The sequence below is a fragment of the Pseudomonas sp. H3(2019) genome, from assembly GCF_007713465.1.
Classification (GTDB): domain Bacteria; phylum Pseudomonadota; class Gammaproteobacteria; order Pseudomonadales; family Pseudomonadaceae; genus Aquipseudomonas.
Genome location: NZ_VMSG01000016.1, coordinates 42,368 through 59,113 on the forward strand (window position 1 = coordinate 42,368; position 16,746 = coordinate 59,113).

16 protein-coding genes are annotated in these 16,746 nt (G+C 59.5%); 6 read left to right on the forward strand and 10 right to left on the reverse strand.

Going from position 1 to position 16,746, the window contains the following annotated elements; translation table 11 throughout:
• The first annotated feature begins 149 nt into the window (after positions 1 to 149).
• Positions 150 to 479: a hypothetical protein gene (locus tag FPT12_RS16950; protein ID WP_145017656.1), complete on the forward strand. Its 330-nt coding sequence runs from the start codon at positions 150 to 152 to the stop codon at positions 477 to 479.
• A gap of 122 nt (positions 480 to 601) precedes the next feature.
• Here the strand turns inward: FPT12_RS16950 and FPT12_RS16955 are convergent, their stop codons facing one another.
• A complete protein-coding gene (locus FPT12_RS16955; protein WP_145017658.1) occupies positions 602 to 1,321 on the reverse strand; it encodes a response regulator transcription factor in 720 nt (239 codons plus the stop codon).
• 904 nt (positions 1,322 to 2,225) lie between these two features.
• Here FPT12_RS16955 and FPT12_RS16960 point away from each other — a divergent pair.
• Positions 2,226 to 3,230, forward strand: coding sequence for a FecR domain-containing protein (locus FPT12_RS16960; protein ID WP_371922571.1), 1,005 nt, complete (start codon positions 2,226 to 2,228; stop codon positions 3,228 to 3,230).
• An 18-nt stretch (positions 3,231 to 3,248) separates the two neighbouring features.
• Complete coding sequence (locus tag FPT12_RS16965) at positions 3,249 to 5,555, forward strand: CHASE2 domain-containing protein (protein WP_145017662.1); 2,307 nt, start codon at positions 3,249 to 3,251, stop codon at positions 5,553 to 5,555.
• A 177-nt stretch (positions 5,556 to 5,732) separates the two neighbouring features.
• Here FPT12_RS16965 and FPT12_RS16970 read toward each other — a convergent pair whose 3' ends face one another.
• The 4 genes from FPT12_RS16970 to glyQ form a co-directional block, all read right to left on the reverse strand.
• Complete coding sequence (locus FPT12_RS16970) at positions 5,733 to 6,503, reverse strand: 1-acyl-sn-glycerol-3-phosphate acyltransferase (protein WP_145017664.1); 771 nt, start codon at positions 6,501 to 6,503, stop codon at positions 5,733 to 5,735.
• A 63-nt stretch (positions 6,504 to 6,566) separates the two neighbouring features.
• On the reverse strand, positions 6,567 to 7,106 hold the full coding sequence (gmhB, locus tag FPT12_RS16975) for a D-glycero-beta-D-manno-heptose 1,7-bisphosphate 7-phosphatase (protein ID WP_178098794.1): 540 nt from the start codon (positions 7,104 to 7,106) through the stop codon (positions 6,567 to 6,569).
• A 4-nt stretch (positions 7,107 to 7,110) separates the two neighbouring features.
• On the reverse strand, positions 7,111 to 9,165 hold the full coding sequence (glyS, locus tag FPT12_RS16980) for a glycine--tRNA ligase subunit beta (protein WP_145017668.1): 2,055 nt from the start codon (positions 9,163 to 9,165) through the stop codon (positions 7,111 to 7,113).
• Complete coding sequence (gene glyQ, locus FPT12_RS16985) at positions 9,162 to 10,115, reverse strand: glycine--tRNA ligase subunit alpha (RefSeq protein WP_031319418.1); 954 nt, start codon at positions 10,113 to 10,115, stop codon at positions 9,162 to 9,164. Before glyQ ends, glyS begins: the two co-directional genes overlap by 4 nt.
• An 81-nt stretch (positions 10,116 to 10,196) precedes the next feature.
• Between glyQ and tag the strand changes: the two genes are divergently transcribed.
• From tag to FPT12_RS17000, 3 genes are all read left to right on the forward strand, one after another.
• On the forward strand, positions 10,197 to 10,760 hold the full coding sequence (gene tag / locus FPT12_RS16990) for a DNA-3-methyladenine glycosylase I (RefSeq protein ID WP_145017670.1): 564 nt from the start codon (positions 10,197 to 10,199) through the stop codon (positions 10,758 to 10,760).
• Positions 10,761 to 10,811: 51 nt separating this feature from the next.
• Complete coding sequence (locus FPT12_RS16995) at positions 10,812 to 11,699, forward strand: lysophospholipid acyltransferase (RefSeq protein ID WP_145017672.1); 888 nt, start codon at positions 10,812 to 10,814, stop codon at positions 11,697 to 11,699.
• Between the two features lie 71 nt (positions 11,700 to 11,770).
• On the forward strand, positions 11,771 to 12,010 hold the full coding sequence (locus FPT12_RS17000) for a PilZ domain-containing protein (protein WP_054594888.1): 240 nt from the start codon (positions 11,771 to 11,773) through the stop codon (positions 12,008 to 12,010).
• Positions 12,011 to 12,026: 16 nt separating this feature from the next.
• Here the strand turns inward: FPT12_RS17000 and FPT12_RS17005 are convergent, their stop codons facing one another.
• From FPT12_RS17005 to def, 5 genes are all read right to left on the reverse strand, one after another.
• Positions 12,027 to 12,341 carry a tetratricopeptide repeat protein gene (locus FPT12_RS17005; protein WP_145017674.1) on the reverse strand — a complete coding sequence of 105 codons (315 nt, stop codon included), beginning with the start codon at positions 12,339 to 12,341 and terminating at the stop codon, positions 12,027 to 12,029.
• A gap of 55 nt (positions 12,342 to 12,396) precedes the next feature.
• Positions 12,397 to 13,770 carry a Trk system potassium transporter TrkA gene (gene trkA, locus FPT12_RS17010; protein WP_054594890.1) on the reverse strand — a complete coding sequence of 458 codons (1,374 nt, stop codon included), beginning with the start codon at positions 13,768 to 13,770 and terminating at the stop codon, positions 12,397 to 12,399.
• A gap of 23 nt (positions 13,771 to 13,793) precedes the next feature.
• Positions 13,794 to 15,104 carry a 16S rRNA (cytosine(967)-C(5))-methyltransferase RsmB gene (rsmB, locus tag FPT12_RS17015; RefSeq protein WP_145017676.1) on the reverse strand — a complete coding sequence of 437 codons (1,311 nt, stop codon included), beginning with the start codon at positions 15,102 to 15,104 and terminating at the stop codon, positions 13,794 to 13,796.
• Positions 15,101 to 16,060: a methionyl-tRNA formyltransferase gene (fmt, locus tag FPT12_RS17020; RefSeq protein WP_145017678.1), complete on the reverse strand. Its 960-nt coding sequence runs from the start codon at positions 16,058 to 16,060 to the stop codon at positions 15,101 to 15,103. Before fmt ends, rsmB begins: the two co-directional genes overlap by 4 nt.
• Positions 16,061 to 16,126: 66 nt before the next feature.
• Positions 16,127 to 16,633 carry a peptide deformylase gene (gene def, locus FPT12_RS17025; RefSeq protein WP_145017680.1) on the reverse strand — a complete coding sequence of 169 codons (507 nt, stop codon included), beginning with the start codon at positions 16,631 to 16,633 and terminating at the stop codon, positions 16,127 to 16,129.
• Between the last annotated feature and the right edge of the window lie 113 nt (positions 16,634 to 16,746).

Genomic DNA, 16,746 nt, shown 5'->3' on the forward strand with positions numbered 1-16,746 from the left:
GCTGCACAGCTCCCTTTTGGCTTCAGTAATAGTGAACTGGCGAGACTGAATCGTGTCTATGAAACCAGGGACGACTCAGTAAATACATGGCCGGCGGTACTGATCAAATCAACCGGGCCAGCCCTTAAAGTGTTCAGTAGGAATCAAACATGTCTAAGAAGCTTGCTGCTGTTTTGTTGTCCGCCGTTGTGGGTATGGTTGCCGGTAATGCAATGGCTGCTGATGGCCAGTGGAAAAAAGATCACCCGCGTCGAGCCGAGGTAAATACTCGTCTGGCCAACCAGAACAAGCGAATCCATAACGAAGTCAAAGAAGGCGAAATGACCAAGGGACAGGCGGCCAATCTGCATAAGGAAGACCGCCAGATTCGTCAGGAAGAACGGGACATGGCTAGCCAGAATAAAGGCCACATCACCAAGCAGGAACAAAAGAGCCTTAACCAGCAAGAAAATGCGGTAAGCCACAAGATTGGCGGCTAGGTTCAATTTTCTTCTACTGAATCGGTGTCTGTTTTGAGACTGCACCCGGTACAACCTGCAAAACTGAAAAAGGCCAACGCTCAGCGTTGGCCTTTTTTTGCTCACGAGAAACCTGTGAAAATTTACTCGCTCGCAGCTGCGACACTTTCCAGTCGATACCCATACCCGTAGATCGTCAGCAACTGCCAACCCCGATCGGCCGTCAGCCCCAGCTTGTTGCGCAGGCGGTAGATGTGCGTATCCAGTGGCCGCGAGGACACCCTCTCTTCATGGGGCCAGAAACGCTCGTAGAGATATTCCCGCGACAGCGGCCGGCCCAGATTGGCAAACAGGCAGCGGGCCAGACGGTATTCCCGTTCGGTCAGGCTGATGGGTTTTCCAGCGCGGGTCACTGTCAGTTCGGCGTCATCGAAGTTCAGATCGTTGAAGGTAAGCACTTCGCTGGCCGAACTGCGCGGCAAGCCATGTCGGCGCAGTACAGCACTGACGCGGGCTTTGAGTTCGTTGGGGCGGAAGGGCTTGCTGACGTAATCATCGGCGCCGGCGCTCAAGGCCTGGACGATGTCACTCTCGGCATCGCGGCTGGTGAGCATGATGGCGGCGGGAGGTGCCTCCATGTGTTCGCGGGTCCAGCGTAGTAGCGATAGACCGCTGAGATCAGGCAACTGCCAGTCGAGTATCAACAGATCGAAGGTCTCGCGTCGAAGCTGGCGTAGCAGGTATTCGCCGCGCTCGAAGCTGTGCAAGGTCCACGCTTGTTCCCCGGCTCCGGGAATCTGTCGCAGTGTCTGTTCCACCCGGCGTAGTTCGGCGGGTTCGTCATCCAGTATTGCGACACGCATGCGGGGCGTTCCTTCATCTCGTAGAGTGCGATGGGTAAAAATCCTGTGTGCGGAGTTTAGGCTGATTGTCTGAATCTGAACAATTGTGGTGAATTGCTCCAGGTTCCTTGCGTCTGGGTAGGCTGATGTCAATTGGCCGGCAATCGGCAGATATCAGCTCGAAGACTCGAGGACGCAACGATGAGGAACAGTCGGAATGTTCGTGCACTGATCGTGATCGTGATGGTGACCAGGGACCAGGCACTGCCCCGCTGCCTGTCGTTGGCATTTTTGGTTTATGTAGGGGTTGCTTCGCAGACTGTGAGCTCAATCAGCGAAGCACCGAATGAACACGTGACACAGCGCTATTTCAGTCCAGCTGTAGTGAATGTGGCGTTCAGTGACTCACGGGGCTTTGCACCAGTGAGCACTCCTGCAGACGGCGAGCAACCGGCACCACTTCGGCTTCCTGAAGAGCAGCAACACTGGGTGTTCTAACGCGGACTCGGCAATTCTGAACAAATGTGGAGAATTGCCTCATCGAACGTCGGGGTCGGTAAATTCTCATGTGTTGAGTGGCACAGGAGCATTCGGAAGTGCTCCGACACAGGGAGTGTCATCGCCAACCTGGCGGGACCGCCGATCGCCGGTTCGCTTGCGGTCTGCAGTTCAGGGGAAAAAAGGAGTGCCGTCTCACATTGTAAAACCGGATCGATACTGACTCGGTTCCGACACATGGATGTGTCACCTCCTCCCCTCTTCGATTTGTTTGTCTTTATGGATATCCGCGACTGCTTTTGTAATGGATGTGGACGTTATGCATAGATGTGGGCTATCTGCCGTAGAGCCCTGTCGGGTAAGGTGCGTAAGGCTGATGAATCAGATGATCGGCCAGATTCTAATAAAAGCGTGAAAAGCGAATCCAATGAGCCAAATGACTTCTTTTTTGCATTGTCGCCACCTGGGCACCTGCCTGTTACTGGTCATCGGCCTGGTGAATCCGTTGACCCAGAGCGCATCCGCAGCGTTCTTCAGCTCAAAGCGCTTGCCGTATATCGATGACAACCAGCAATGCCGTGGACAACCTCTACCCGCCACCGTCGAACACCTGACGGGCGAAGCCTGGAAGCTCGATCGCAAGGGCAATCAGGTGGCGCTCGAAGAAGGGATGACGGTTGACGAGCAGGAAGGCGTGAAGACCTCCCCTTCGGCGTTCGTCAGCCTGTCGCTGGGCGATGGATCACGCGTCGTTCTGCCGTCCAGTTCGCAGGTCACGTTGCGTTTAAACAAAGAACTCCTCGTCCCTCAGGTGATTCTTGAGCAAGGTCAGGTCGAGTCGTATGTGATCAAGCGCGCCAGCGACTATGATCGTTTTCAGATCGTGACGCCGGTCGGCGTGCTTGGGGTCCGAGGCACACACTTCCGAGTGCGCAACAACGACAATGGGCAATCGCTGATCGAAGTGCTGAATGGCCAGGTGGCTGTCGATCGTGGTGAAAACGTTGACACACCACTGAAAAAACGCACGGGCAAACCACTTGCGAAAAAAGCCGAAAAACCGGCAGATGAAGTGCAGGTCATGGCTCGTCAGGGATTACGCATTCAGAAGGAAGGCGAGTTGACGCCGATCGAGCTGTTGCCGGCGCCGAAGTTGTTGGGGCAGGCCGGTCAAACCGGTCCTGCACCGGTCTGGCAGCTGATCATGAAGCCCTTGTACGGGGTCACGCGCTACCGGGCGCAAGTGGCGACCGACAAGGACTTCCTGAACATCAAGCAGGAACAGTTTTCCAGCACGCCAGAAATCAACTTCAGTGGGTTGAAGGCGTTTTTCTACCATGTTCGACTCTCTGCGTATGACGAGCAGGGGCTTGAGGGAGAGACCGGGGTATATGACATCTTCTATTACCCCAGGACCAGGCGTGTCCAATAACGACTCGGCTCATTGTCGATGAAGCGCTGGCCAAGGAAGGAGGGTCGCGAGCCGACCCAGGCCCAGCAGCTGTTTCGTCGGATGGTCCGTGAATGGCTGTGGGTCAGTCTGATCCTGCTGCCGTTAACGGCGCTTCTGTCCTTGATCCATGGGCTGACGCTGAGCAATCTGCTGTACGACAACCTGCGTCGGCTAAGTCCGCTACCGGTCGACCCGCGAATCCTTATTGTCACCATTGACGACTACAGCTTGCAGCAACTCGGTCAGTGGCCCTGGTCGCGAACCTTGCACGCCGACCTGCTGGATCGGCTTAGTGATGCAAAGGTCAAGGGTGCGCTGTTCGACGTCATTTTCAGCGAGCCAGACAAACTTCCCGACAACGACCTGCGCCTGGCACACGCTGCATGTCGGGCCGGCAATGTGTTCGTGCCTTTGCTGCGCGAAGGGGTTGCCCGTTATGGGCTGCCGCTGGGTGAAATCGAACCTGTGGCGCCGTTGAGGCTCTGTGCCAAAGGTCTCGGGCATATCAACGCCGAGGCGGACGCTGAAGGCATCGTACGCAGCGTGTACCTGCGCGAAGGCCCTGAGCGCAACCCAAGGGCGCAACTGGCCTGGCTACTTTATGAGATGACCACAGACGGTCTGGATACCCTGCCCGGCTCGCCGTTGTCATTGACGGTTCAAGGCTGGCAACGAACCAACGGCATTCTAATTCCCTTTATCAGCGCCAATGCGGGTTTCCCCAGCGTTCCTTACGTCAGCGTGCTGCGAGGTGAAGTGCCACCCGAACTGCTGCGTGATCGCCTGATCCTGATTGGCTCTACGGCGCCGGGGTTGGGTGACCGTTATGTGACACCGCAATCGGCAAGCATTGGCACAACACCGGGCATCGAGATTCAAGCCAACATCCTCAACGGTCTGTTGCAACACCGCAGCATCGTGGTACTTGCCGACGGCTGGGCGGTGGGGTTGTCGACGGCCATCGTTGCGTTGCTGCTGGCCTTGCTGCTGTTCCGTCCACGGCGCGCCTTGTGGTTGACCCTGGGCTGCATGGTGATGGCATTGGTCGCCTCGGCGCTGTTGCTCCGCGCCGGTTGGTGGTGGTCGCCCACCGCCAGTTTGCTGGGGATGCTGTTGGGGTATCTGATCTGGAACTGGCGACGCTTGAGCGCAGTGCTCGCTTACTTCGGCTGGGAACTGGCACGGCTTGATAGTGAACCGAAAGTGTTTCCAGAGCGTCGCCGCACACCGTCACCGGCCGGCGATGTATTGCAGGGGCAGATCGTCGCGCTGGAACAGGCGATGAGCCGGACCCGCGATACCCGACGGTTCATCGCCGACGGTCTGGAATACTTGCCAGTGGCGACGCTGATCGGTGATCCCAACGGTCGGATCCTGCTGGCCAACCGAAATGCACGGGGGGTGTTTGCCAGTCATCTGGTCGGCGAAGACCTGCTGCAACGGCTCACGGAGATTGGTTATCCGGGGCTGCTTGAGCAGGAAAGTCCGGCGTTGTCGACGCTTGAGACCAGCGAGTTTCGCGACACCCAAGGGCGAAGTTTGCGCCTGGACCTGGCGCCATTGCTGCCGGCTGAAGGCGGAACGGCGATTGGCTGGTTGCTCAGCCTGACGGATTTGAGCGTCGAGCGCGATGCCGAGGAACAGCGCGCGGTGCTGCTGCGGTTTCTTTCCCATGACCTGCGTGCGCCCCATTCAGCGATTCTGGCCTTGCTCGACGTCCAGCATCACCAAGGCACGGGGGACGCGCAGCTGTTGAGCCGGATCGAGTTGCAGGTACGCAAAGCCTTGAGCCTGACCGAGGCCTTTGTGCAGCTGGCCAAAGCCGAATCCGAGGCGTACCAGTTCGAACCGAGCATGTTCGCGATGTTGGTGCTTGACGTGTTTGATCAGGCGATGAGTATCGCGCAACTCAAGCAGATCGAACTGATGCATGATCTGGATGAAGAGGCGGAAGGCGTGGTTCTGGCCGATCAGTCGTTGCTGACCCGGGCACTGTTCAACCTGCTGGAAAACGCCATCAAATACAGCCCGGCAGGTTCGCACGTCAGTGTGCGGGTCAGTTGTGCACAGGGTTGGCTGACCTGCGAGATCGCCGACCAGGGCAAAGGTATTGCAGCCGAAGAACTACCGGAACTGTTCAGCCAGTACCGGCGCTTTGCTTCGTCTCAGGGCAGTGAGGGATTAGGCCTGGGGTTGTCGATGGTCAAGGCCGTGGTGGATCGCCACGGTGGACGGATTTTCTGTGAAAGCCAGATCGGGCGGGGTACGACGTTCAGCGTTCAACTGCCGTTGCTGGAAGAATGAAAGACCTTTAAACAGGCATAAAAAAACCGGCGCAAATAGCCGGTTTTTTTGCGTCGTGAAAACTTATGCACGTTTTCCTGCGTTTTATGAGCTTAAGAAATATCTATATAAATCATAAATTTAGCTAATAAATAAGACGCTTTTCAACGAAACGGTACACAGGTTATCCACAGAACCTCAGGCAGTCTCTTTATCCGCAGCAGCAGGCAGTGGCGGTAGCGAACCCATGTCCCGCTGGGTCTGTTCGTTCCAGGCTGCAGCGCGGTCGTTGAGCTCGGCAATCGCCCGTGGACCGCTGCCTTCGGCATACATCGGCGCACCGATGACAACGGTGATGGTGCCAGGTGTTTTCAGCCAACCGGTTTTCGGCCAGAACTTGCCGGCGTTATGGGCGATTGGCAGCACAGGCAACTGCGCGTTGACCGCCAACGCCGTGCCACCACGAGAGAATTTGCCGACCGTGCCAAACGGAACGCGGGTGCCTTCCGGGAAGATCAACACCCAGACATTGTCCTTGAGCAGCTCATCGCCCTTCTTCGCCACATGCTTGAGCGCGGCTTTCGGGTTGTCGCGGTCGATGGCGATCGGTCGCAGCATGGCCATCGCCCAGCCGAAAAACGGCACATACAGCAATTCGCGCTTGAGCACCTGGCTCAACGGCTCGAAGTAGGCCGACAGAAAGAACGTCTCCCAGGTGCTCTGGTGGTTTGACAGAATCACGCAGGGCTGGTCGGGGATGTTCTCGGCGCCTTTGACTTCATAGCGAATGTCCAGGAACACCTTGCTCAGCCACAGCGCGCAGCGGCACCAGTAGACGTTGATGAATCGGTAGCGCGCCTTGAACGGTAAAAAAGGCGCGATAAAAAAGCTCAGGCTGCACCAGAGCAACGAGCTGGTGCCCAGCAGCAGGTAAAAAAGAAAGGTTCTGATTGCCTGCAAGATCGACATAGCGGCATTTGCCTATTAAAAGTGCGCTCCCGAACAATCCTTGATCAGGATGTCAGAATCGCCCTAGTTGTGGATAAGTTCTGCGGCAATCGCCGCGAGATCGTCAAAAATCAAAGTTCCTACCGGTAGGGTCTTGCCCAAAGTCTTTTCGCCTTTCCCGGTTTTTACCAAAACTGGCTGACAGTCGACGGCTTTTGCCGCCTCCAGGTCACCGAGACTGTCGCCGACGAACCATAGGTCAGTCAGCGCCACGTCGTAATGTGCGGCAATGGTTTTAAGCATGCCGGGTTTTGGCTTACGACAATCGCAGCCTTCGTCCGGCCCATGTGGGCAATAGACGATGAGGCCGAGCTCGCCGCCCTGCTCCGCCACCAGCGTGCGCAAGCGCTCGTGCATGACGTCGAGGGTGGCGACATCGTAATAGCCGCGAGCAATGCCGGACTGGTTGGTAGCGACAGCTACCGTCCAGCCGGCCTTGCTCAACTGCGCGATGGCTTCGATCGAGCCCGGGAGCGGAATCCACTCTTCCACCGACTTGATGTAAGCGTCGGAGTCGTAATTGATCACTCCGTCCCGATCGAGAATCAGCAGTTTCAACAGCAGCTCCTCAGCCCAGCAACGAGATGTCGGCAACGCCGAGGAACAGACCGCGTAAACGCGCCAGCAACGCATAGCGGTTGGCGCGAACCTTGGCGTCTTCCGCGTTGACCATCACGGCTTCGAAGAACGCATCGACCGGTTCGCGCAACGCTGCCAGACGTGCCAGCGATTCGCTGTACTGACGGGCTGCAGCCATTGGCTGCACCGCTTGATCCGCTTGCTGGATCGCCGAGTACAGGGAGAATTCGGCGGCGTTGTCGAAGTACTTGGCTTCAACGGTGCTTGGCACGCTGCCTTCGAGTTTGCTCAGCAGGTTCGATACGCGCTTGTTCACCGCAGCCAGTGCAGCGGCTTCCGGCAGTTTACGGAACGCTTCCACCGCTTGTACGCGCTGATCGAAGTCCAGGGCCGAGCCCGGTTTCAGGGCACGAACCGACAGGTAAGTGGCGACATCCACGCCTTCGTCTTCGTAACGGGCACGCAGACGGTCGAAGACGAACTCCAGCACCGAATCAGCCAGGCCGGCAGCTTTGACCTTGGCGCCGAACGCGGCAACGGCGAAGGCCACGGCGTCGGTCAGGTCGAGGTCGAGCTTCTTGTCGATCAGGATCCGCAACACGCCCAGCGCAGCACGGCGCAGGGCATACGGGTCTTTGCTACCGGTTGGCAGCATGCCGACACCGAAGATCCCGACCAGAGTGTCGAGTTTGTCGGCGATGGCCACGGCCGCACCGGTCAGGGTGGTCGGCAGTTCAGCGCCGGCACCGCGCGGCATGTACTGCTCGTTCAGCGCCAGTGCGACATCTTCCGGCTCGCCATCGTTGAGGGCGTAGTAGTAACCGGCGACACCTTGCATCTCCGGGAACTCACCAACCATCTCGGTTGCCAGGTCGCACTTCGACAGCAGGCCTGCACGCGCCGCCCACGAGGCGTTGCCGCCAATGCGTTGGGCGATGAATGCGGCCAGTTTGGACACGCGTTCGGCCTTGTCGTAGACACTGCCGAGTTTTTCCTGGAACACCACGTTTTGCAGGCGCAGGTTGAAGGTTTCGAGTTTCTGCTTCTTGTCTTGCTTGAAGAAGAACTCGGCGTCGGTCAGACGTGGGCGAACCACTTTCTCGTTACCGTCGATGATCTGCTGCGGGTCTTTGCTTTCGATGTTGGCCACGGTAATGAAACGTGGCAGCAACTTGCCGTCGGCATCCAGCAGGCAGAAGTACTTCTGGTTGTCCTGCATGGTGGTGATCAGGGCTTCTTGCGGCACATCGAGGAAACGCTCCTCGAACGAGCACACCAGTGGCACTGGCCATTCCACCAGCGCGGTGACTTCGTCGAGCAGGTCCGGCGGAACGATCGCAGTGCCTTCCTGACGGGTCGCCAGTTCAGCGGTACGCGTGCTGATCAGCTCGCGGCGCTCATTGGCATCGGCCAGTACGTAGGCCGCACGCAGGTCGTTCAGGTAGTTCGCCGGCGAGGTGATGCGCACGCTTTCCGGGTGATGGAAGCGGTGACCACGGGAATCGCGACCAGCCTTCTGGGCGAGAATGGTGCAGTCGACCACCTGGTCGCCGAGCAGCATCACCAGCCATTGGGTTGGGCGAACGAACTCTTCCTTGCGAGCACCCCAACGCATGCGCTTCGGGATAGGCAGGTCGTTCAGCGAGTCTTCGACGATGGTCGGCAACAGGCTGACGGTCGGCTTGCCCGCGATACTTTGGCTGTAACGCAGCTTCGGCCCGCTTTGATCGATTTCGCTCAGCTCTACGCCGCACTTCTTGGCGAAGCCCAGGGCGGCCTGGGTCGGATTGCCTTCGGCATCGAACGCGGCCTGACGTGGCGGGCCGTCGAGGTTGATGCTGCGATCCGGTTGTTGAGTGGCCAGTTTGGTGATCAGTACGGCCAGACGACGCGGTGCGGCGTAGACCTGTTTGGCTTCAAAGCCCAGGCCAGCGGCCAGCAAGCCCTTCTCGATACCGGCGAGGAACGCATCGGCCAGGGTGTTCAGGGCCTTGGGTGGCAGTTCTTCGGTGCCCAGTTCAACCAGGAAATCTTGAGCACTCATTGTGCAGCCTCCAGCTTAGCCAACACTTCATCACGCAAATCCGGGGTCGCCATCGGGAAGCCCAGCTTGGCGCGAGCCAGCAGGTAGGCTTGTGCAACGGAACGCGCCAGGGTGCGGACACGCAGAATGTATTGCTGACGCGCAGTCACCGAGATCGCCCGGCGTGCATCCAGCAGGTTGAAGGTGTGCGAGGCCTTCAGGACCATTTCATAGCTTGGCAGCGGCAGCGGTTGATCAAGTTCGATCAGGCGCTTGGCTTCGCTTTCATAGAAATCGAACAGTTCGAACAGCTTCTCGACGTTGGCATGTTCGAAGTTGTAGGTCGACTGCTCCACTTCGTTCTGGTGGAACACGTCGCCATAGGTCACTTTGCCGAACGGACCGTCAGCCCAGACCAGGTCGTAGACCGAGTCCACGCCTTGCAGGTACATGGCCAGACGCTCGAGGCCGTAGGTGATCTCGCCGGTTACCGGGTAGCACTCGATGCCGCCCGCTGCCTGGAAGTAGGTGAACTGGGTCACTTCCATGCCGTTGAGCCAGACTTCCCAGCCCAGACCCCAGGCGCCGAGGGTCGGCGATTCCCAGTTGTCTTCGACGAAACGGATGTCGTGCACCAATGGGTCCAGGCCCACGTGCTTGAGGGAACCCAGGTACAGTTCCTGGAAGTTGTCCGGGTTCGGCTTCAGGACTACCTGGAACTGGTAGTAGTGCTGCAGACGGTTCGGGTTTTCGCCGTAGCGGCCGTCAGTCGGGCGACGACTGGGCTGCACATAAGCGGCGTTCCAGGTTTCCGGGCCGATGGCGCGCAGGAACGTGGCAGTATGGAAAGTGCCGGCGCCTACTTCCATATCGTAGGGCTGAAGTACCACACAACCTTGCTCGGCCCAGTATTGCTGGAGGGCGAGGATCAAGTCTTGGAAGGTACGCACGGCTGGCGTAGGCTGGCTCACGAAATTCACCTGTTTCTTGGGCTGCGATTTAAAGAGCGGGAGTATACCCGATTCATTCGTCCGCACGCCCCCTGGAGCCTTATGCCACGCTGCTTTTGGTGTTCCGAAGATCCGTTGTACATGGCTTATCACGATCAGGAGTGGGGCGTACCGCTACGCGATGCGCAGCGCTTGTTCGAGTTGCTTTTGCTCGAAGGGTTCCAGGCCGGCCTGTCATGGATCACCGTGCTGAGGAAACGCGAGCGCTACCGTGAGGTGTTGTTCGGCTTCGATGTACAACGGGTGGCGCAGATGAGCGACGCCGAAATCGACGATTTGATGCTTGATCCGGGAATCATCCGCAACCGTCTCAAGCTAAACGCCGCACGGCGCAATGCCCAGGCCTGGATGGCGCTGGAGGACCCGGTGGAGCTGCTCTGGTCGTTTGTCGGCGGCGTCCCGAATATCAATCATTTCAAGGATCGCAGCGAAGTGCCGGCCGTGACGCCGGCCGCCGTGGAGATGAGCAAAGGTCTGAAAAAAGCCGGCTTCACGTTTGTCGGCCCAACCATCTGCTATGCCTTGATGCAGGCCTCGGGCATGGTCATGGATCACACCACCGATTGTGATCGTTACGCCATCTTGCGCAGTGGGCGGTTAGAATAGCCGGCTCGCGACAAGGTTCATGACGTCGGTTCAGAAGATCAGGAGTGACCTGTGGATAAGTTTAAAGGCGCCTTGCTGGTAGGCGCTCTGCGTTTGTTTGCCCTGCTCCCGTGGCGGGCGGTGCAAGCGGTAGGCGCGGCGATTGGCTGGGTCATGTGGAAAACCCCCAACCGTTCCCGCGACGTGGTGCGCATCAACCTCGCCAAGTGTTTCCCGGACATGGACGCCGCCGAGCGTGAGCGTCTGGTGGGACAGAGTCTGATGGACATCGGCAAATCATTGACCGAAAGCGCCTGCGCCTGGATCTGGCCGGCCCAGCGCTCCATCGACCTGGTGCGTGAGGTTGAAGGCCTCGATGTGCTCAAGGAAGCGTTGGCTTCCGGCAAAGGCGTGGTCGGCATCACCAGCCACCTGGGCAACTGGGAAGTGTTGAACCACTTCTATTGCAGCCAGTGCAAACCGATCATTTTCTACCGTCCACCCAAGCTCAAGGCGGTGGATGAATTGCTGCGCAAACAGCGGGTGCAATTGGGCAACCGCGTGGCGGCGTCCACCAAGGAAGGCATCCTCAGCGTCATCAAGGAAGTGCGCAAAGGTGGTGCAGTGGGGATTCCGGCTGACCCGGAACCGGCCGAATCCGCCGGGATCTTCGTGCCCTTCTTCGCCACCAAGGCCCTGACCAGCAAGTTCGTGCCGAACATGCTCGCGGGCGGCAAAGCGGTCGGCGTCTTCCTGCACGCCCTGCGCCTGCCGGACGGTTCAGGCTATAAAGTGATCCTGGAAGCCGCGCCCGAGGCGATGTACAGCACCGATACCGAGACGTCCTGCGCGGCCATGAGCCAGATTGTCGAGAAGTACGTGCGGGCTTACCCGAGCCAATACATGTGGAGCATGAAGCGCTTCAAGAAACGCCCGCCGGGCGAAGCGCGCTGGTATTGATCCAGCTGGCATGATCTGTGGATAACCTTGGGCTGGGGTTATCCACAACCGTTCAATCAAGGGCGCAGAAGATGTCCGAACACCGTAAGTCATTTCGAATCAAGATCCAGCACGAGAGCTTCGGCGAGTGCCTGGGCCAGACTCGCAACCTTTCCGCCAGTGGCGTCTACGTGAAGCATCCGACGCTCGCGGCGTTGGCCAAGGGTGCGGTCGTCTATGGTCAGGTGCAGGGGTTACCATGCGGTGCGCCGCGAGTGCGCATGGAAGTGGTGCAGGTCGACGCGGAAGGCATCGGCCTGCGTTACCTTTGAGTTGAGCGTTTTTTGATCAGTTGCCTAACCGGTCAAGCTTCTTCAGAAACACCGTCATTTCCTTTTCCGCCTGCTTGTCGCCATGCGCGCGGGCAGCTTCCAGGCCCTGCTCCCAGGCCTGACGGGCGGCTGCAGGGTTTGCCTGTGCCAAATAAGCCTTGCCCAACAGCTTCCAGGCCGCCGAGTACTTCGGATCGAATTCCACGCAGCGGCTGAAATGCTCGGCCGCCTTGGCATGTTCGCCCAGATCCAGATAACCCTTGCCCAGACCAAAGCGCAGCAGCGAGTTATCCACACCCTTGGCGAGCATTTTTTCCAGCGATTCGATCATCGGTAGCACCTTTGCATTAAGTGATCGTTCCCACGCTCTGCGTGGGAACGAGCCGTTAGAAAAAGCTCAACCCCACGTGAAACAACTTCTCCACATCGCGAATATGCTTTTTATCCACAAGGAACAGAATCACATGGTCGCCGGCTTCGATCACGGTGTCGTCGTGGGCGATCAGCACTTCTTCGTCGCGAATGATCGCACCAATGGTAGTCCCCGGCGGCAGGACGATGTTTTCGATGGCCTTACCGATGACCTTGCTCGACTTCGCGTCACCATGGGCAATTGCCTCGATGGCTTCTGCCGCACCGCGACGCAGCGAGTGCACGCTGACGATATCGCCCCGGCGCACGTGAGCCAGCAAAGTGCCGATGGTCGCCAGTTGCGGGCTGATGGCGATGTCGATATCACCGCCCTGGATCAGGTCGACATAAGCCGGGTTGTTGATGATGGTCATCACCTTCTTCGCGCCCAGGCGTTTGGCCAACAGCGACGACATGATGTTGGCTTCGTCGTCGTTGGTCAGCGCCAGGAACAGATCGGCATCGGCGATGTTCTCTTCCAGCAGCAAATCACGGTCCGAGGCGCTGCCCTGCAACACCACAGTGCTGTCGAGGGTGTCCGAGAGGTAACGGCAGCGCGCCGGGTTCATCTCGATGATCTTCACCTGATAGCGGCTTTCAATCGCCTCGGCCAGCCGCTCGCCGATCTGCCCGCCACCGGCGATGACGATGCGTTTGTAGCTCTCGTCGAGCCGGCGCATTTCGCTCATCACGGCGCGAATATTCGCTTTGGCCGCGATGAAAAACACCTCGTCATCGGCTTCGATCACCGTATCGCCTTGCGGCAGGATCGGTCGGTCGCGACGGAAAATCGCCGCCACCCGTGTATCGACGTTCGGCATGTGTTCGCGCAACTGCCGTAGTTGCTGCCCCACCAGCGGCCCGCCGTAGTAAGCCTTGACCGCCACCAGCTGGGCCTTGCCCTCGGCGAAGTCGATGACCTGCAAGGCACCGGGGTGTTCGATCAGGCGCTTGATGTAATGGGTTACCACTTGTTCCGGGCTGATCAACACGTCGACCGGAATCGCGTCATTGTCGAACAGGCCGGCGCGGGTCAGGTACGCGGCTTCGCGCACCCGGGCGATCTTGGTCGGCGTGTGGAACAGGGTGTGGGCGACCTGGCAGGCGACCATGTTGGTCTCGTCGCTGTTGGTCACCGCCACCAGCATGTCGGCATCATCGGCGCCGGCCTGGCGCAGCACTGTCGGGAACGAGCCGCGACCTTGCACGGTGCGGATATCGAGGCGGTCACCGAGGTCTCGCAGGCGTTCGCCGTCGGTGTCGACCACGGTGATGTCGTTCGCTTCGCTGGCCAAGTGTTCCGCCAGCGTACCGCCGACCTGCCCGGCGCCGAGGATGATGATCTTCATCCGGTCACTCCCTTGAAATCCGCTTAACCGCGCGCGGCGGCAATCTTGATCAACTTGGCGTAGTAGAACCCGTCGTGACCGCCCTCTTGCGCCAGCAACTGGCGGCCATGCGGTTGCTTGATGCCGGCCTGGCTGGCGATATCCAGCTCGCGAGCACCCGATGTGCGAGCGAGGAAAGCTTCGATGACTTCGGTGTTTTCGGTCGGCAAGGTCGAGCAAGTGGCGTACAGCAGGATGCCGCCGACGTCGAGGGTCGGCCACATCGCGTCGAGCAGTTCACCCTGAAGCACCGCGAGCGCAGCGATGTCATCTGGCTGGCGGGTCAGTTTGATGTCCGGGTGCCGGCGAATCACGCCGGTCGCCGAGCAGGGCGCGTCGAGCAGGATCCGCTGGAACGGCTTGCCGTCCCACCACGCTTGAGTGTCGCGGCCGTCGGCGGCGATCAATTCGGCGCTGAGGCCCAGCCGCTCAAGGTTTTCCCGCACGCGCACCAGACGCTTGGCTTCCAGGTCCACGGCTACCACGCCGGCCAGTTCTGGCTCGACTTCGAGGATGTGGCAGGTCTTGCCACCCGGTGCGCAGCAGGCGTCGAGCACCCGTTGGCCCGGCGCGAGGTCCAGCAGGTCCGCCGCCAGTTGCGCGGCTTCGTCCTGCACGCTGATCCAGCCTTCGGCGAAACCCGGCAGCTGGCGCACATCGCCCGGCGTGTCGAGCACGATGCCGTCACGGCTAAACACGCACGGCTTGGCCGCGACACCGGCATCGCTCAGCAAGGCGAGGTAGGCATCGCGGGTATGATGACGACGATTGACCCGCAAAATCATCGGCGGGTGCGCGTTGTTCGCGGCGCAAATGGCTTCCCATTGCTCAGGCCAGAACGCCTTGAGGGATTTTTGCAGCCAGCGCGGGTGGGCGGTGCGCACCACCGGATCGTGCTCAAGCTCGGCCAGCAGGGCTTCACTTTCACGTTGGGCGCGGCGCAGCACGGCGTTGAGCAGGGCTTTGGCCCACGGTTTTTTCAGCTTGTCGGCGCAGCCCACGGTTTCACCGATGGCGGCATGGGCCGGGACACGGGTGTACAGCAACTGGTAAAGGCCGACCAGCAGCAGCGCTTCGACGTCAGCATCGGCGGCTTTGAAAGGCTTTTGCAGCAGCTTGGCTGCCAGTGCCGACAAGCGCGGTTGCCAGCGGGCGGTACCGAAGGCCAGGTCCTGGGTGAAGCCGCGATCACGGTCTTCGACCTTGTCCAGTTGTGTCGGCAACGAACTGTTCAGCGAAGCCTTGCCGTTGAGGACGGCGGCCAGGGCCTTGGCGGCGGCCAGACGCGGGTTCATTGGGCGTCCACCGCTTGGCCCAGGACGGTGCCAACGGCAAATTTCTCACGACGGCTGTTGAACAAGTCGCTGAAATTCAGCGCCTTGCCACCGGGCAATTGCAGACGTGTCAGGCACAGCGCCTGTTCACCGCAGGCGACGATCAAGCCGTCCTTGCTGGCGCCGAGGATCTCGCCTGGTGCGCCCTTGCCTTCGGCGCGGCTGGCAGCGAGCACTTTCAAGGCTTCGCCATTGAGCGTGCTGTGGCAGATCGGCCACGGATTGAATGCGCGAACCAGACGTTCCAACTCGACCGCAGGGCGGCTCCAGTCGATGCGCGCTTCGTCTTTGTTCAATTTGTGCGCATAGGTGGCGAGGCTGTCGTCCTGCACTTCGCCTTCCAGCGTACCGGCGGCCAGCCCGGCAATCGCCTGAACCACTGCTGGCGGGCCCATCTCGGCGAGACGGTCATGCAGGCTGCCACCGGTGTCATCAGCGCTGATTGGCGTGGTGACCTTGAGCAGCATCGGCCCGGTGTCGAGGCCGGCCTCCATGCGCATCACGGTCACGCCGCTTTCAGCGTCGCCCGCTTCGACGGCGCGCTGGATCGGCGCCGCACCGCGCCAGCGTGGCAGCAACGAGGCGTGGCTGTTGATGCAGCCCAGACGCGGAATATCCAGCACCACTTGCGGCAGGATCAGACCGTAGGCCACGACGACCATCAGGTCCGGCTTGAGTGCGGCCAGATCGGCCTGGGCGTCGGCGTTGCGCAGGGTTGGCGGTTGCAACACCTGGATGTTGTGCTCCAGAGCCAACTGCTTGACCGGGCTCGGCATCAGCTTTTGCCCACGACCCGCCGGGCGATCCGGTTGGGTGTAGACCGCAACGATCTCATAAGGGCTGTCGAGCAGGGCCTTGAGGTGTTCGGCGGCAAATTCGGGGGTGCCGGCAAAGACGATGCGCAGTGGCTCAGTCATGGGAATTCTCGGTTGGAAACACGCGGAAAAGAAAAAGGCTTGCCGCAGCAAGCCTTTGGAAGGGCATCAAGCGTTCTGGCGATGGAGCTTTTCCAGCTTCTTCTTGATCCGGTCGCGTTTGAGCGTGGACAGGTAATCGACGAACAACTTGCCGTTGAGGTGGTCGCATTCGTGCTGAATGCACACCGCCAGCAGCTCTTCGGCGATCAGCTCAAAAGGCTTGCCGTCACGATCCAGTGCGTTGATCTTCACGCGTTGTGGGCGGTCGACGTTTTCGTAGAAGCCCGGTACCGAAAGGCAGCCTTCCTGGTACTGACCCATTTCGTCGGTCAGGACTTCGAACTCGGGGTTGATGAACACCCGAGGTTCGCTGCGGTCTTCGGAAAGGTCCATGACCACGATGCGTTTGTGCACGTTGACCTGGGTCGCCGCGAGGCCGATACCCGGAGCTTCATACATTGTTTCAAACATGTCATCGACCAACTGCCGCACTTCGTCGTCCACTACGGCCACTGGTTTGGCGATAGTACGCAGGCGCGGGTCGGGAAATTCGAGGATGTTCAAAATAGCCATAAGCGTAATTGCTGCACGTGTGAAGTAAAGTCTGGGCCGATGGCCTGGCGGGTCCGAAGATGCAGGCTACCGTTGTAAAACGTAGCTCCCTTCTTTTCATTAACAAGGGGGAG

Coding starts and splice junctions, on each gene's coding strand:
- FPT12_RS17005 (WP_145017674.1), bottom strand. CDS start 12,341: ATGATCGAATCGCTGGAAAAAATGCTCGCCAAGGGTGTGGATAACTCG.
- FPT12_RS16965 (WP_145017662.1), top strand. CDS start 3,249: ATGAAGCGCTGGCCAAGGAAGGAGGGTCGCGAGCCGACCCAGGCCCAG.
- trkA (WP_054594890.1), bottom strand. CDS start 13,770: ATGAAGATCATCATCCTCGGCGCCGGGCAGGTCGGCGGTACGCTGGCG.
- glyS (WP_145017668.1), bottom strand. CDS start 9,165: ATGAGTGCTCAAGATTTCCTGGTTGAACTGGGCACCGAAGAACTGCCA.
- fmt (WP_145017678.1), bottom strand. CDS start 16,060: ATGACTGAGCCACTGCGCATCGTCTTTGCCGGCACCCCCGAATTTGCC.
- FPT12_RS16950 (WP_145017656.1), top strand. CDS start 150: ATGTCTAAGAAGCTTGCTGCTGTTTTGTTGTCCGCCGTTGTGGGTATG.
- tag (WP_145017670.1), top strand. CDS start 10,197: ATGCCACGCTGCTTTTGGTGTTCCGAAGATCCGTTGTACATGGCTTAT.
- FPT12_RS16970 (WP_145017664.1), bottom strand. CDS start 6,503: ATGTCGATCTTGCAGGCAATCAGAACCTTTCTTTTTTACCTGCTGCTG.
- rsmB (WP_145017676.1), bottom strand. CDS start 15,104: ATGAACCCGCGTCTGGCCGCCGCCAAGGCCCTGGCCGCCGTCCTCAAC.
- def (WP_145017680.1), bottom strand. CDS start 16,633: ATGGCTATTTTGAACATCCTCGAATTTCCCGACCCGCGCCTGCGTACT.
- FPT12_RS17000 (WP_054594888.1), top strand. CDS start 11,771: ATGTCCGAACACCGTAAGTCATTTCGAATCAAGATCCAGCACGAGAGC.
- FPT12_RS16955 (WP_145017658.1), bottom strand. CDS start 1,321: ATGCGTGTCGCAATACTGGATGACGAACCCGCCGAACTACGCCGGGTG.
- FPT12_RS16960 (WP_371922571.1), top strand. CDS start 2,226: ATGAGCCAAATGACTTCTTTTTTGCATTGTCGCCACCTGGGCACCTGC.